The sequence below is a fragment of the Blastococcus goldschmidtiae genome, assembly GCF_031845325.1.
GTDB lineage: Bacteria > Actinomycetota > Actinomycetes > Mycobacteriales > Geodermatophilaceae > Blastococcus > Blastococcus goldschmidtiae.
In genome coordinates this window covers 67,042-82,603 of the sequence record NZ_JAVREI010000012.1, presented here as the reverse complement: position 1 = coordinate 82,603, position 15,562 = coordinate 67,042, and the positions used below count along the sequence as shown (strand labels likewise).

General features: G+C 66.4%; 13 protein-coding genes and 1 pseudogene. 7 read left to right on the top strand and 7 right to left on the bottom strand.

Annotation, left to right across the window (positions count from 1 at the left end; translation table 11 throughout):
* Positions 1-57 precede the first annotated feature (57 nt).
* On the bottom strand, positions 58-1,377 hold the full coding sequence (locus RM425_RS15765) for a UDP-glucose dehydrogenase family protein (protein WP_311346165.1): 1,320 nt from the start codon (positions 1,375-1,377) through the stop codon (positions 58-60).
* A gap of 242 nt (positions 1,378-1,619) precedes the next feature.
* Between RM425_RS15765 and RM425_RS15760 the strand changes: the two genes are divergently transcribed.
* Both RM425_RS15760 and RM425_RS15755 read left to right on the top strand, forming a co-directional pair.
* Positions 1,620-1,787, top strand: a complete 168-nt coding sequence (locus RM425_RS15760) for a hypothetical protein (protein ID WP_311346164.1) — start codon at positions 1,620-1,622, stop codon at positions 1,785-1,787.
* 81 nt (positions 1,788-1,868) lie between these two features.
* Positions 1,869-2,036, top strand: coding sequence for a hypothetical protein (locus RM425_RS15755; protein ID WP_311346163.1), 168 nt, complete (start codon positions 1,869-1,871; stop codon positions 2,034-2,036).
* 1 nt (position 2,037) lies between these two features.
* On the opposite strand, the gene RM425_RS15750 is transcribed toward RM425_RS15755, so the two are convergent.
* The 4 genes from RM425_RS15750 to RM425_RS15735 all read right to left on the bottom strand — a co-directional run bounded on the left by RM425_RS15750 (position 2,038) and on the right by RM425_RS15735 (position 6,628).
* On the bottom strand, positions 2,038-2,892 hold the full coding sequence (locus RM425_RS15750; protein ID WP_311346162.1) for an SDR family oxidoreductase: 855 nt from the start codon (positions 2,890-2,892) through the stop codon (positions 2,038-2,040).
* The gene (rfbB, locus tag RM425_RS15745; RefSeq protein ID WP_311346161.1) at positions 2,889-3,884 is read right to left on the bottom strand and encodes a dTDP-glucose 4,6-dehydratase; all 996 of its coding nucleotides are present in this window, start codon (positions 3,882-3,884) and stop codon (positions 2,889-2,891) included. The genes RM425_RS15750 and rfbB overlap by 4 nt, the downstream gene beginning before the upstream one ends.
* Before the next feature lie 106 nt (positions 3,885-3,990).
* Positions 3,991-4,878: a hypothetical protein gene (locus RM425_RS15740; RefSeq protein WP_311346160.1), complete on the bottom strand. Its 888-nt coding sequence runs from the start codon at positions 4,876-4,878 to the stop codon at positions 3,991-3,993.
* A 127-nt stretch (positions 4,879-5,005) separates the two neighbouring features.
* Positions 5,006-6,628 (bottom strand): sugar transferase, encoded by a 1,623-nt coding sequence (locus RM425_RS15735; protein WP_311346159.1) that lies wholly within the window; start codon positions 6,626-6,628, stop codon positions 5,006-5,008.
* 236 nt (positions 6,629-6,864) lie between these two features.
* Here RM425_RS15735 and RM425_RS15730 point away from each other — a divergent pair, with 236 nt between their 5' ends.
* From RM425_RS15730 to RM425_RS15725, 4 genes are all read left to right on the top strand, one after another.
* Entirely contained in the window at positions 6,865-8,022 is a 1,158-nt protein-coding gene (locus tag RM425_RS15730) for an LCP family protein (protein WP_311346158.1), read from the top strand.
* Positions 8,023-8,151: 129 nt separating this feature from the next.
* Positions 8,152-8,697, top strand: coding sequence for an acyltransferase (locus tag RM425_RS21710; RefSeq protein WP_396137061.1), 546 nt, complete (start codon positions 8,152-8,154; stop codon positions 8,695-8,697).
* Positions 8,694-9,704 carry a glycosyltransferase family 2 protein gene (locus tag RM425_RS21705; protein WP_396137060.1) on the top strand — a complete coding sequence of 337 codons (1,011 nt, stop codon included), beginning with the start codon at positions 8,694-8,696 and terminating at the stop codon, positions 9,702-9,704. Before RM425_RS21710 ends, RM425_RS21705 begins: the two co-directional genes overlap by 4 nt.
* Before the next feature lie 259 nt (positions 9,705-9,963).
* Positions 9,964-10,554, top strand: coding sequence for a class I SAM-dependent methyltransferase (locus RM425_RS15725; protein ID WP_311346157.1), 591 nt, complete (start codon positions 9,964-9,966; stop codon positions 10,552-10,554).
* Between the two features lie 671 nt (positions 10,555-11,225).
* Here the strand turns inward: RM425_RS15725 and RM425_RS21700 are convergent.
* Complete coding sequence (locus RM425_RS21700; protein ID WP_396137059.1) at positions 11,226-12,167, bottom strand: glycosyltransferase; 942 nt, start codon at positions 12,165-12,167, stop codon at positions 11,226-11,228.
* A 219-nt stretch (positions 12,168-12,386) separates the two neighbouring features.
* Positions 12,387-12,989: a hypothetical protein gene (locus RM425_RS15720; protein WP_311346156.1), complete on the bottom strand. Its 603-nt coding sequence runs from the start codon at positions 12,987-12,989 to the stop codon at positions 12,387-12,389.
* Positions 12,990-14,066: 1,077 nt separating this feature from the next.
* Between RM425_RS15720 and RM425_RS15715 the strand changes: the two are divergent.
* Positions 14,067-15,252: pseudogene (locus tag RM425_RS15715) on the top strand (IS3 family transposase).
* Positions 15,253-15,562 lie beyond the last annotated feature (310 nt).

The following is a 15,562-nucleotide window of genomic DNA, read 5'->3' as shown; positions in this document are numbered from 1 at the left end:
GCCGGGGCGTCCCGCCGCCGCTCCGGAGGCCGCGGCGGGCCGGAGGGGCGGGGAAGGTCAGCCGGCGCGGCGCCCGAGGGCGCGGTAGCTCCAGCCCGCCGCGGTCCACGCGTCCAGGTCGAGGGCGTTGCGGCCGTCGAGCACCCGCTTCTGCTTGACCACCTTGCCGAACTCGACCGGGTCGAGCTCCCGGTACTGCTTCCACTCCGTCAGCACGAGAACGGCGTCGGCCCCCTGCGCCGCTTCCTCCGCCGTCTCGGCGTAGTCGAGCTGCGGCCACTGCCGTCGGCTGTTCTCCACCGCAGCCGGGTCGGTGACCCGGACGACGGCGCCCTGCAACTGCAGCTGGGCGGCGACGTTGAGCGCCGGGGAGTCGCGGATGTCGTCGCTGTCGGGCTTGAACGCAGCCCCCAGGACGGCGACCCGCTTGCCGAGCAGCGAGCCGTCGCAGACCTCGCGGGCCAGCTCCACCATGCGGATGCGCCGGCGCATGTTGATGTTGTCCACCTCGCGCAGGAACGTCAGCGCCTGGTCGGCACCCAGCTCCCCGGCGCGGGCCATGAAGGCACGGATGTCCTTGGGCAGGCAGCCGCCGCCGAAGCCGAGCCCGGCGTTGAGGAACTTGCGGCCGATCCGGTCGTCGTAGCCGATCGCGTCGGCCAGCAGCTTCACGTCGGCGCCGGTCGCCTCGCACAGCTCGGCCATGGCGTTGATGAACGAGATCTTGGTGGCCAGAAAGGAGTTGGCCGCCGTCTTCACCATCTCTGCGGTGGCGTAGTCGCTCTCCACCTTCGGCGTCCCGCGGTCGACGATCGTCGCGTAGACCTCGTCCAGGAGCGCCCGCGCCGTGGCCCCGTCGGCGCCGGCCGGGAGGCCGTAGACCAGCCGGTCGGGGTGCAGCGTGTCCTGGACGGCGAAGCCCTCGCGCAGGAACTCGGGGTTCCAGGCCAGCAGGGCGCCGGGGACCTTGCCGGCGACGAGGTCCGCCAGCGCGGCGGCCGTACCGACCGGAACCGTGGACTTGCCGACGACGAGTTCCCCCGGTGCCAGCACGCCGAGCAGTGACTCCACCGCGCCCTGCACGTACCGCATGTCGGCGGCGTACTCCCCGCGCTTCTGCGGGGTGCCGACGCAGACGAAGTGCACCGAGGAGCCCGCTGCCTCGGCGAAGTCCGTCGTGAAACGCAGCCGTCCGGTGGCCAGCGTGCGCTCGAGCAGCTCCTCGAAGCCCGGCTCGTAGAACGGGGCCTGTGCGTCAGCGAGGGAGGCGACCTTCGCCGCGTCGACATCGATACCGACGACCTCGTGACCCAGTTCGGCCATCGACGCCGCGTGGACCGCGCCGAGGTAGCCACAACCGATGACCGAGATCTTCACGCGTGCTCGCTTCTCTTGATGGGGTACGCCACGGAGACGCCCCGCAGCAGTGGAACCGTAAAGGCTCGCTCGCCGCCGGGCCAGTGCCTGTTCGCGTGGAGTCGGACTCGACGACGACGCGTCACCCCATGGAGTTTGCCGAAAGTGTGACCGGGGGAACTCATGTCGCGATAGCGACCGTCGCATGCCATCCCTGTCCACGCCGGATCGATGAGGACCGGCTCGGCCCGGAGGAACACTCCATGACCGCACTGGTCGCCCTCGCCCTCGCCTGGACGTTCCTGGCAGTGGCCACGGCTTTCGTCGTCGGGCACGGCATCCGGCTCGCCGACGCGCGCATTCCCACCCGCACGGGCCGCGACGAGGTCCGCCCGGCCACGCGCGAGCGCCAGGCGGTACCGACCTCCTAGCCATCCGGGGAGGAAGCGGTTCGTCACTTTCTGTCTGCGTGGCGATACACAGGATCACAGCGCGCCCAGTAGACATGGGTCATGACCACGGTGATCTTGGCGGGACTCGCTTGGACGACGCTCGCCCTGCCCGTGGCAGCACTGTTCGGTCGCGCCATCCGGTTGGGCGACGAGGCTGCCGAGGCGCCCTTCCGGACCGACAGCGTCGAGCGCTATCTGCGCGAACAGGCCTCGGCGCCGTCGTCCTGACCTACACCGGCGCCCCGATCCCCTCTAGGTAGGCGGGCAGGACGCTCCGCCAGTCGCGCGGCGCGAACCCCGCGGCCTGGATCCGGCTCAGGTCCAGGACGCTGTTGAGCGGCCGCGGCGCTGCCCCCGGCTTGTCGGCGAAGTACTTCTCGCTGCTGATCCGGGTGACGTCGTCGGCGGACCGGCCGCGGGCCTCGAAGACGGCGGCGGCGACGTCGGCCCAGGAGGCGGGATCGCCGGCGTTGGTGAGGTTGTAGGTGCCGAAGCGCGCGCCGGTGTCCAGCAGGTGGGCGATGCCGGCGGCGAGGTCGGAGGCGAAGGTGGGGCGGCCGATCTGGTCGTCGACGACCGTCGGCGAGACGCCGCGGTCGGCCAGATCGGCCATGGTGCGCACGAAGTTGCCACCCTCGCCGGCCACCCAGGTGGTGCGGATCAGGTAGTGCTTGGTCACGTGGCCGGCGTGGGTGTCGCCGTCGGCCTTGCTCTGCCCGTAGACGCTCAGCGGGTTGGCCGGCCAGTCCTCGGGGTGGGGCCCCTCGTGGCGGCCGTCGAAGACGTACTCGCTGGAGACGTGCACGAGGGTGGCGCCGCAGGTGCGCACCGCGCGGGCGAGGTAGCCGACGGCGTCGGCGTTGGCGGCGCGCACGGCGGCGTGGTTGGCCGGGTCCTCGGCGGCGTCGACCGCCGTCCAGCCCGCGGCGTTCAGGACGACGTCGACGCGGTCCCAGCGGTAGTCCCGCACGGCCGCGGGGTCGGAGACGTCGAGCTGCGACCGGTCGAGGGCGATCGCGTCGGGGAACTGCCGCTGCAGCGCCCTGCCGAGCTGTCCGTTGGCGCCGAGGATGAGGGTGGTCACTGGCCGGCGGCCGCGTACTGCGCCTCGATCTGGCCCTTGAGCGGGCGCCACCACGCTTCGTTCTCGCGGTACCAGTCGATGGTGGCGGCCAGGCCGTCGCGGAAGTCGGTGTACCGCGGCGCCCAGCCCAGCTCGTCCCGGAGCTTCGTGGCGTCGATCGCGTAGCGCAGGTCGTGCCCGGCGCGGTCGGTGACGGAGTCGAAGGCGTCGGCGGGCCGGCCGGTGAGCTCGAGGATCAGCGCGAGCACCTCGCGGTTGTTCTTCTCACCGTCGGCACCGATCAGGTAGGTCTCCCCCGCCCGGCCCTTCTCCAGGATCAGGTGCACTGCGGCGTTGTGGTCGTCGACGTGGATCCAGTCGCGGACGTTCTCACCGGCGCCGTAGAGCTTGGGCCGGAGGCCCGCGAGCACGTTGGTGATCTGCCGCGGGATGAACTTCTCGACGTGCTGGTAGGGCCCGTAGTTGTTGGAGCAGTTGGAGAGCGTGGCGTGGATGTCGAACGAACGCACCCACGCGCGCACCAGGAGGTCGGAGCCGGCCTTGGTCGCGGAGTAGGGGCTGCTCGGGTTGTACGGCGTCTGGTCGGTGAACTTGGCCGGGTCGTCGAGCTCGAGCTCGCCGTAGACCTCGTCGGTGGAGATGTGGTGCAGCCGGACGCCGTGCCGGCGCACCGCCTCGAGGATTGTGAAGGTGCCGATCAGGTTCGTCTGCAGAAACGGCGAGGGGTCGCGCAGCGAGTTGTCGTTGTGCGACTCGGCGGCGAAGTGGACGACCACGTCGTGCCGGGCGACCAGCCGGTCGACCAGGTCGGCGTCGGCGACCGAGCCGTGCACGAACTCGATGTCGCCGCGCACCGGCGCCAGCGACGCCTCGTTGCCGGCGTAGGTGAGGGCGTCGAGCACGGTGACGGAGTGCTCCGGATGCTCGCGCAGCGTCTGGTGCACGAAGTTGGCGCCGATGAACCCGGCGCCCCCGGTGACAAGCATGCGCATTGCCGAATCCCCCACTGTGGTGCGTTGGGCAGGTCCCCGACCCGCACTGCAGGTCACCAGGCTAGTGGGCGCGCGGCGCCTGGTCCTGCCGTCTGACCCGTCCGGGTCAGCCGGACACCGGGCGCTGGTGGGTCTCGGCGACCGGCACGTCGAGGGTCTGGGCGTCGGCGGTGCGGCGCAGCGCCCATGCGGCGGGCAGCACCAGGCGCGGTGCGACGCCGAGGAGCACGGCCATGAGGAAGGCGACGCCGGCCAGCGCCTCGCCGGACTCCTCGAGATAGGTTGCCGCGGCGGCCACGTTCGCGGTCAAGCCGTTCGCGACGCTGGAGACGGCGGAGAGACCGACCGATGCGCCGGCGTAGAGGGCGAGCACGCCCAGCACCCGTCGCCGGTCACGGCGCTCGGTGCGGCTGAGGAACCAGAGCGCGCCGATGACGGCGGCGGCCGCCGCGACGCTGACCGCCAGCGCTCCGGCGTCCCCGAGGGCGTCGGTGAGCGTGTGCCTGGCGTTGACGTGGACGGTGCTGCCGGCCTTGACCGTGGCGATGAGGCCGGCGACCAGCCCGACGCCCAGCCACCAGCCACGGCGCCCGGGCAGGCGGGAAGCGCCCGCCACCGCAGCGACGGCCGCGACGGCGAAGAGGACGGCGACGAAGGTGCGGGGCACCGAGTAGGGGGCGTCCATGGACAGCGTGCCCGCGATGGGGCCGGTCTCGCCGCGGAGGCGCACGACGAAGCCGATCGTCTCCAGCGCTACGGCCAGCGCGGCGAGCGCGATGCCGACCGGCGGGAGGGGGACGGCGCGGCGGCGGGTGCGGGCGGCGGTGCGCTGCGGCTGGGCGGCGAAGCCGGGAACGTCAGCGGTGCTGAGCTCGCGCGCGGCTCCCGGCCGGCGCTCGTCGGCCATCCGGATCCCGCGGCCGACGACGACACCGACCACGACGGCGGCGAGCGCCCACACGGCGACCGCACCCAGAACCCAGACCCACAACACGTCCAGTTCATCGGCAGTCCAGCGACGAAACGTGAGGACCTACCGCTGAAAAGTCGGTGCCGTGCAGTTCACGGCGCGCCTGGAACGCCATCGAGAGCGCGTGCCGCCATGTTGAGGCGGCGGCCGGTCAGTAGGCGCCGCTGCCTCGAAGCACTGCACCAGCCGTCTTCCAGAGGATCATGAAGTCGAAGGCGAGCGACCAGTTCTCCACATAGCGGACGTCGATGCGCACGGAGTCGTCCCACGACAGGTCTGAGCGACCGCTGACCTGCCACAGACCGGTCAGGCCCGGCTTCACCAGAAACCGGCGGCGCATGTCATAGCCGTACTGCTCCACCTCACGCTGGAGGGGAGGGCGAGGACCGACGAGGCTCATGTCGCCCCGCACGACATTGATCAGCTGCGGGAGTTCGTCGATGGAGTAGCGGCGGAGCACCCGCCCGACGCGGGTGACCCGAGGATCGACCTTCTTCTTGAAAAGAACGCCGTTGCCGTCGCTGTCCGAGGCGAGCCCGTCGACCATGCGGTCGGCGCCCACGACCATGCTGCGGAACTTGAGCATGGAGAAGGTGCGCCCGTCGCGGCCGACCCGTTCCTGCCGGAAGAACACCGAGCCGCGACTGGTCAGCGCGATGGCGAGCGCGACACCCAGCAGCAGCGGCGCCAGGAAGATCAGGCCGAGGACGGCGCTGGTGCGGTCGAAGGCCTCCTTGGTCAAACGCCGGATGCCGCGGAGCTCCGGTCGCTCCACATGCAACAGCGGCAATCCGGAGACTGGGCGGATGCGCACACGGGGGCCGGCGATCTCGGTGACCGCCGGGGCGAGCAGGAGTTCCGCGTCGGTGTCCTCCAGCTCCCAACCCAGCCGGCGAAGGGTCGGTCCGTCGAGCTCCGGACACGGGAGCACGGCCACGGTGTCGACCTCGTACGCCTTGACGACGTCGGCAACCTGAGTCAGATCGCCGAGGACCGGGAGCCCGTTGAAAGCGTCCTTGCCCAAGCCGTGCTGACCTGCCGGCAGGCAGCACCCGATGACCCGGTAGCCATGGAAGGCCTCGCGGTCGAGCTGCTCATCGAGGGCGGCGACCCCTCCGCGGTGACCCACCAGGATGGTCGTCTGCATGTTCCCGCCCCGCCGACGTGTGCGGTGCAGAACCTGGCGCTGGACGTAGCGGGCCATGACGGTGAGAGCGGTCGCCAACGGCAGCGCCAGGACCACGAAGCCGCGCGCGACGTCGAGCTGGAATGCCCAGGACACGGTCCCGACCGTCGCCAGCATGAGGACGGCGGCTGCGGTGACCCGGCGGAACTCCTCCGGGCTCTCCCACAGGAAGCGCTGCTCGTAGGCACGCGCCACCGTCATCGCCAGCACCCACACGACCGGAATCGCCAAGGCGATGGCGAAGGGAACGTTCGAAGGCGTGGCGTCGACCGGTCCGAAGCGGACGAGGTAGCCCACCAGCGCGGCGAACGCAGCCACTGCTGCATCGACGATGACGAGCCGGCGCACGTAGGCACCACGCCAGGCACGGCGGGCTGCGGTTCCCTCGCCGCGCAGGCGAGGAGCGACGAAGCCCCAACCGCGGCCACGGTTGCTGACCTGAGATTCACGCATTGGCTCTTGACGCGTGACAGCCATACGACGCACCCCCGTGCAAGTAACGGCTATCCACCTAACGCCCAGTGACCAAGCCGATGCAATAAGCGTCGCCGGCGAACTTCTGTGTCCAACCGGCTCACAAATGCTCACGGAGTCCGCGCGGTTCCGCAAGAGGCACTAAGTCACAGCACCTTCAGTAGCTGCGAGGTCACACAACGGCCTCCGAGTTTGAAGGATGCGAAGATTCACTGGCGGCCGGGAGGCTCGTGTGCAGCGTCAGCGGCTGCACTGGCTGCCCCTAGCCCCCCAGCGGGGTGAACTCCCCTTTGAGCGACGTTCATGCCGCCGTACGTTCGGAGCAGGAATGTCCGTAGACGGGGGTCGCAGTGAGCGCCTACAAGCACAACGAGTCCAGCACGGACCGAGGCGACGCCGAGCCCCCCTTCGCAGCCACAGCTGCCGATGACAGCACCTCTCCGCATGACAGGGGCGCGCCGACGACGGGCCAGGACGTCGAGCCCGCCCCTCGTGGACGTCGCTATCCCGTGCTGCGCCGGGTGCTGATCTCGCTGGGCGTCCTGACGCTGGTGCTGGCCCTCCTGGTCGGCGGTGGCGCGTGGTACCTGACCGAGCGGTATGGCGGCAACATCGACCGCGTGGCCGACGTCTTCGACAGCCTCGACGAACAGACCCGACCAGCACCCGCTACGCCCGCCCGAGAGGCCTCTGCTGAGCCGGTGACCTTCCTGCTCGTCGGATCCGACACCCGGGTAGCCGCGATCGAGGGCGAAGACCCGTCAGGACGCTCCGACGCGATCATGATCGCCCGCTTCAGCGGCGACCGGCAGCACGCGCAGCTCATCTCCATCCCCCGCGACTCGTGGGTGGACATTCCCGGCCGCGGCATGAACAAGATCAACGCCGCCTACTCGTTCGGCGGACCGTCACTGCTGATCCAGACCGTCGAGCAGCTCACCCAGGTGCGCATCGACCACTACCTCGCGATCGACTTCGACGGCCTGATCCAGGTGACGGACGACCTGGGCGGCGTGGATGTGGTTGTGGCTGAGACCACCAGCAACGGCCCCTACACGTTCCCCGCCGGCGTCAATCAGTTGAACGGTGACGAAGCGCGGTGGTACCTCGGCCAGCGCTACGGGCTTCCGGGGGGAGATTTCGACCGGGTGCGTCGCCAGCAGCAGTACCTGCAGTCGATGTTCACCAAGCTGTTCAGCACGAACACCTTCACCGATCCCGGGCGCCTCGACTCTGCCCTCCTAGCCGTCACCAGCGCGGTGGCGGTGGACGACACCCTGGGGAACGGCGACCTCCTACGGCTCGCCTACTCGCTGCGCGATGTCCGGCCGGAGAACGTCAACTTCTTCACCGCGCCGGTTCTCGGGACGGGGATGGAGGGACCCGCGAGCGTGGTGTATCTCGACCAATCGACGGGCGACCGGATGTGGGCCTACCTGCAGAACGACTCACTCGCGAAGAACGTCGCGGAATTCGCGAGTCAAGCGCTTCCTGACACCCCGCGTTAGCAAGTCTCCCGAGTGCGCGACTGGGTCTCGACGTGCGTAGAGTTAGGCCCGTGCCGGACTTGACCATCTCGGTTCCTCAAAGAATGATGTTGTTGGCTCTGATCTTAACAGTCGGTCGGGAAGGTGGCGATGATGAGAGCGTCTTTTGGTCGCAAAGGCGCAAGAGCGGTGGCCGGCCTCAGCAAGCTTGGCCGCCCGTCCGCGTGGATTCACGCCCTTCGAGTCTTGGAGTTCTATGCGGACAATAACGTCAATCAAAAGAAGCTTGCAACACACGGCACCGGCTTCAGACTGTCTCCGCTAGCCAGCCTTCGAGACGCCCACCTTTTAACGGTTGGCAAGAATGTACGAGTCGGCGAACGGGCATGTTTATGGTGCGCCTCACCAGGTGGCGCCATAGACATTGGGGATGACGTGATCATCGCCCCAGGCGTTATGATTACAACCAGTAACTACGGCAATGCCAGAGGAGCCCTCATCTCCTCTCAAGATCGGAAGATCGCCTCTGTCTTGATCGGCAACGACGTTTGGTTGGGATACAACTCCGTGATTCTCCCTGGAGTCACCGTTGGTGACGGGTGTATAGTCGGCGCAAATGCCGTAGTGGTCGATGACCTTGAGCCGGGCGGAATTTACGGAGGCATTCCCGCTCGGCGAATCGGTTCACGCGAGTGACTCACCGCGTGGACGTTGAAGTCTCGATTCTTATAGTTTCTTATAATGCCGAGGCGTTTCTTCGTGACTGTTTAGACAGCATCGCGTCGGCCAGACATACTGACGCTTCATGGGAAGTTGTAATTGTCGATAACGCCAGCGATGCAGCGACTCGACGGCTGGTGGAGAGTCATCCGGCTGTGCAGCAACGGATCCTTCTTCCCCTGAACGTTGGGTTCGCGGCGGCCGTAAATCTGGCCGCCCGCAGCGCAACGGGGCGTAATCTACTCCTCCTGAATCCGGACACGCACCTTTACCCGGGCACCATCGAGGCCGCATTGAGCCGACTCCACGAACACCCCGATATCGGGGTCCTCGGCGGGCGTACTTTATATCCTGATGGTCGAGTTGATCCTGCGAGTTGCTGGGGAGCACCAAGCCTTTGGTCCCACGTCTCATTCGCGCTGGGGCTGTCTGCGCTGCTGCCGAATAGCGTCATCGCTAATCCAGAGGAAATCGGCGGATGGGATCGCAGCACCTTCCGCGAAGTGGGAGTCGTTACCGGTTGTTTTCTGCTGATATCACGTGAGTTGTGGGATCGACTCGGAGGCTTCGACGAGACTTTCTTTATGTACGGGGAAGATGCGGACCTTACCATTCGCGCACGGGCGCTAGGTTATCGGCCCAGCATTGAGCCAACCGCCGTGCTTACACACTCTAAGGGTGCCAGCAGTAGCTCTGCAGCCGCAAAGAGCATCCTCCTCTATCGAGGCAAGGTCTCTATAGTCAAGAGGCACATGACGCGACCTCGCCGATGGCTATGCCTCATTTCGCTCTATGTGGGCGTGGCCGTAAGGGCGGGGGCCTCCCGCATAACCGCAAGCGGAATGGTGTACCGCCATCTTTGGGAGAAACGGCACGACTGGCTCGGAGGTTGGGAAGCTCAGCCGAGAGTGAGCCTCGACGGCCGGTCGCATCCAGACCGGGACACTGGTGACGGTGGGCTTAATGCAGGAACAGAGCCTTGACCCACTAACGCATTGTCGCGGAGGCTCAAGACGGGTTATTGCGTGATGTTCTGGGGCGAACCACCGCCTCGTCCCTGCGCTCGTCCCGGGCTTTAGGCATCAACTCAGCGCCGTGCGACTCAGCATTGCGCATAATCACGTCGTAGGCGCAGGAGGTCGAATTGGGGGGGCGCTGGCGCATACGTGGTGCATGGCCCTACCCTGATCGCACTCATCTGCTCACCTGAAGTCGAACGGAGGCGCATCCGTGCGTAGGGCGTTGGCGTCAGCGATCTCCCGTCGCTCCCGGGAGGGCAAGGTCGAATGGCTGCGGCAGCGCATCGATGCGAACTGCACCGTCTTGCTTGTTGGAGCTACTGCATGGGACGGGACGGTGGTGTCAACCAACAACGTCGTTGAGCGCGGCGTGATGGAGTTTACGGAGGCACACGCCCTCGTCCACGACGGCGGCGACCCTGGGTTGGGTATCCCCTTCACCGTCGGCGATGCTTGCGACCTGCCGTTCCCTGACGCCTCATTCGACTATGTCGTTAGCAACGCCGTCATCGAGCACGTCGGCGGGCCAGCTCGCGCTCGGCTGATGCTGGCTGAGAGCCGGCGGGTCGCGCGCAGAGGTGCTTTCCACACCACACCCGACCGCTGGTTCCCAATCGAGGTGCATACGCAACTACCGTTGTTGCACTGGCTGCCCCGGGATTGGCAGGCGAACGCCTTTGCTCGCGCCGGCAAGCCACACTGGGACACCGAGCACTACTGGCTGTTCGGCCGCCGAGACTTCGCGCGCCTGGACATGACCTTTGAGGTGAAGCGCATCAACGCGATGACGCTCGTCGCTAGTTGGAACGGCTAGATCACTGCCCTCACGACGAGCAGTGACCTAGCCCGAGGTGGGGCTTCGGCGCTGTGCCTCTGGGCGGGGATGGTCACCTACCCGGTGCCGGTGCCTGTGGCGTCGATGCCAGGGATGGGTCGGATCCGGTAGCCAGCGAGGACGTCGAGGCCAGATGACGGCGTCCCTCGGTCCATGCGTCGTACTACTCGGCCAGCACGTCGTCGCGGGCGGCCTCAAGGTGCTCGGGACCTTCAGGGGCTTCTCGGCAGGCTGCCATCGGGCCGGCCGCGCAGTACGTGCGGTACCTCTGCCGGGTGCCTCCTGGCAAGGTGACGCCGATCGCGCACACCAGGCTGCGGTGCGCATCCGAGGTGACCAGCGGCAACTCGGTCAGGCCGCGGGCGGTTGAGCCGCGGAAGAACCGAGCCAGCCGTCGCCTTCCTCGGCGCTGATGCCTGCAGACGCGGGACTGCCCGGTGCACGTCAGGCTGTCACGCCGGTCACGGCCAGGGCTTGCACGTTGGCCAACCGGCCGTCCGCGCGGACCTACAGGTCCGCAGCCTGCAACAACGGTGGAAACGGCTTTGGGCGCGGCGCCGATACTGAATAGGTCGGCCGACCCAAGGCTGGCCGGCGAGGATTCCTGCCGTGCGCCTCGGACCTACTAAGTCGTCAACTCCGCCGCGCCTTCACCAAACCCGAACGCGCAAGGGGTGCTCGCCTGTCTTCTCGATTCGTCGTTGTTGAGCTTCCATGAGGGTGGCTAGCGATAGCGAATCAACGTCGGAGACCAAGACCAGCTCTCGACTCTTGAGGTCCTGCGCCAGTTGACGTTGATGATCGTCGACGTGCTCTTGACCCTCTCGCGGAACAAGTACGGGGCATCGACCCGCTTCGATAGCGGCTAAGGCGATCCCTGTCCCCGCATGAGCGACAACGATGTCAGCGGAATTGACTTGCCGTCTCATTTCGCTGTAGGGTAGATGTGGATAGCACGCGAAAGGTATGCCTTGACAGTCGGTAGAGCCGACTTGGCACTCCACAGTCCATTCTGCAGGGACAATCTGCACCAGCCGATCGAGCAGGCGTCGGAACGTGTATTTGCTGGAGGTTCCGAGGCTAACGAACACTCGCAGGCTCGGTCTTGGGGTCGAGAGTGCAGGCAGTGCTCGAAAACCGTCAAAAACAGACCCGACATATGACCAGCGACGAGAAGTCCACGCGCCGCTCTGTGTGTAGAGTTCGACGCCTGGGACCGCCGCAAGAAGTCGACCACTCAGAGACGGGCCGTCCACTCGAGTGGCACTCTCGATATAGACCGCTCGCGTCCGTCGTGCAGCTGCTTGCGTAAGGGCTGAGACTGCGATACTTGATCCGGTGCTGACTGCGGCGGTGAAGGAGTACTGATTCCATACTTCGCCCAAGGATCGAAAGTTTTGTAGAGCGTCCGTCAAGTTTCGACTGGGGGCTCGGCGCGCCCAGATCACTCGCTCTTCTTTGAGGAGATCGCGCGACTGTTCCGTCTCGCCTGTGAACCAGACTCGTCCCTGACTGGCCGGTCCGAGCCGCGGCGCAAGCGCCCAAAGTTGCGCTAGGTGGCCGCCATCATTGGCAGCGAACAGCACGGTCATTTGTCTCCTCAGTAGGCACTCTAACGATCAAGGCGCGTCAAGCTGGCGCACTTGAGCCCGCCCGTTGGTCAGCAGATCATCGCATGGCGAGACGGCTCGGCAGCGCTCGACTAGGGATCGCCGCAGAAAACAGCGGCGTCAGGGCGGCCTTCGATGCCACGCCTGTTCAAGAAGAGCGCTACAACAATAGGTCCTCAAACCCTTGAGTTTCAGCGGTGGTCACGGGAACACGCGACTACGGTGCTCCTTGAGACAATTGACGGATTCATCCTGGCCAGATATGAGGATCGTCTCCCCAGTGACCGCCCATCGGTTGCCTGCACCCCAGGTGACTGGTGGCTCGACACCGTGCATCGGGCCGTAGCCGCAGTTCGGCCCAATGATGTTGTCTTCAAAGGTGTAGTCACCAATAAGGTCGCCGTCGCGTGGACCGGCACCTCCTCGCACAGTAAAGCTCCCCCCGTCCATGTAGTTCCCGGCGACTCGAACATCGTCCAGTTGTGTCGAAAGTTCGCCTGTCTGGATAACGCCGTTCATTGGGTCGTCGGTTGCAGGGTTATACGCCAATAAAGTGTTGTTCTCGACCACAATTTCGGAGCCGCCTAAGGTTTGGACCGCATCATTATGCGACCCCGGCAGTCGACTCAGGTTGTGTACGTAAGAATCTTGGAGGGTTGTGCTGCTCTCTAGGCGCACTCCGTCGATCGCGCTGTGCACGTTGAGTCGCCGTCCCGTCCAGTCTGCCCCGTATATCCCAACCGGCGCCTTCCCCATCCCGTCAATCTCGCTGTCTTCTATCAGGAGGCCTCCGAAACCGCTCATGATTCGTATCGGAAAGGGGCTGCCCCCCGACCCATCGCATGCTATGCGACTGTTGCGTATTGTGACATCATTTGCACGGACAATGACGCATCCAGAGACTTGCAGACCGTCGATAACGGCACCTTTGGTTGTCACCTGCAAGTCGCCGGAGTGGCGGCTTAGAGGTCGCCCGGGTGGAACGCCAGTAGTAGACGCGGAAGGAAAGCCACTCGGGATGACATTGCCGTCTGCGTAGGAGACGAGACGTCCAATGGACCTCTCCTTCGTTGCCCCCTGCGCAGGGGACGACTGATCCCCCGCCGGCGAAGGTGACGCGCTGGGAAGGTCGCTTGTTGGTGCTGGCTGAGGCTGCTGGCCCGGCGGGGGTGGCGAACTGCCCGCATCCGCACCGATGGTGGGCTCCTGCGCTGCCGCCAGGGGTTCCTGCGCTTGACTGGGCCGGATGGGGGTGCTGCTCGTTTGGACCGACTCTCTGCTATCGAGAGCGGAACGTTGCGCGGTCGACCCGCCAGGACCGCCACTGTCACTCAAGACCAGTACTGTGACGAGAATTAGAGTCAGGGCCAGTGCGGCCCAGGCGGCAATCTTCGCCGGTGTACGGTTCCCGATGGCTTTCACGACGGCACGTCCAAGTCCAGGCCTTCCGAAATTATGTCTATCGCGGATCTTGACGCCTGCTTTGTCGGCGATCTGAGTGTTCTCCCACCACGGCCACCGCAGACCGCTTGGCCATCGCCCGAGAGATCGACGATAAGGCGATCGCTGCGTCCTTCTCGTTATGGACCTCTAGACGCCTAAGAGTCGCTAGCAGGTACCCGCCCGGATCCGTGCGTCAATGTTAGCGCCGCGTCGGAGTTGCGCCACCCACTCAGGGTGGCGCATCGTCGTTTGGTCGGGGTCGAGAAGGGCCCCTGCACCCGCCGCCTCGCCCGTGACGCTGCCGTCTGGCACGCTGCGGTGGCAGCTTGCACCCGCCGGAGTTCAAGCGTGATGTTGTCTGGGTCGCTCGCCGCGTGAAAGACTGCTGCTCGAGTAGGTGACATCTGATCTGTGGTGCCGACAGGTGCCGCTGGAAGGATGTTCACCGTACCCAAGTCCTACCCCAAGGAACTCCGCGACGACGTTGTGAACGTCGCTCGCAACCGTGGGCCGGGTCAGCACCTGAAGCAGATCGCTGCTGACTTCGGGATCAGCGAGTCGTGTCTGACGAACTGGATGAAGGCCGCCGACGTCGAAAAAGGGGTCAAGCCCGGCACGACTGCGGCGGAGAACGCCGACCTCCGTGAGGCCCGCAACCGGATCCGACTGCTGGAGCAGGAGAACGAGGTGCTGCGCCGGGCGGCGGCCTATCTGTCGCAGGCGAACCTGCCGGGAAAATGATCTACCCGCTCGTCCGTGAGCTCGCCGCCGACGGGATCCTCGTCGCGGTGACGTGCCGGGTTCTGAGGCTTGCCCGCTAGCCTTACTGCCGCTGGCTGGCCGCCCCGGTCACGAGCAGCGATCTCGTCGCGGCCTACCGGGCGAACGCGCTGTTCGACGCTCACCGCGATGACCCGGAGTTCGGCTACCGATTACTCATCGACGAGGCCGCCGCGAGTGGGCAGCCGATGGCCGCGCGTACCGCCTGGGCGATCTGTGCGGCCAACCGCTGGTGGAGCGCGTTCGGCAAGCCCCGTCGGGGCAAGGGCGGCCGTCCCGGGCCGCCGGTGCACGACGACCGGGTCAACCGGGTATTCACCGCCGTAGCGCCTAACCAGCTGTGGCTCACCGACATCACCGAGCAGCGCACCGCCGAGGGCAAGCTCTACCTGTGCGCAGTCAAGGACATGCACTCCAACCGGATCGTCGGCTACGCGATCAGTGACCGGATCAAGTCCCGGCTGGCGGTCACCGCGCTCGAGTCCGCCGTGGCCCGGCGCCATGCAGACGGCGCCGACGTCGCCGGCTGCATCGTGCATTCGGACTGCGGATCTCAGTTCCGCGGCCGGAAATCGTCCATGCCCTGAACCGCCACCAGCTGTCCGGATCGATGGGCAGAGTCGGCGCGGTCGGCGACAACGCCGCGATGGAGTCGTTCTTCTCGCTACTTCAGAGGAACGTGCTCGACCGCCAGCACTGGCGCACTCGACAAGAGCTGCGGATCGCGATCGTCACCTGGATCGAACGGACCTACCACCGCCGACGCCGCCAAGCCAGCCTCGGTCGACTCACGCCCATCGAGTACGAGACCATCACGCCCACACTGGCCGCTCAGGCTGCCTGACCGAACCTGTCACCGATCCGTGCAGCGGTCCCTGACATGGGCCGGCCCAAGGTCGCTGCCCACTTCGACATCTCGGTCGAGTCGATGCGCCGCTGGTGCGCCAGGCTGACGTCGATGACGGAGCTCCTGCGCCGGGCCGCGGCGGACTTCGCTGCCGGCATGCTCCCAAGAGCTACCCGCTGGTCCGTGACCTGGCCCGCCGAGGGCATCCGGATCAGACCCAACCGCCGTCGACCGAAGCTGCAGCAGCCCCAACCTGCCCTAGGATGACTTGAGTCTGTGACGTTTACTCCGTCGAGAACTGGTCATC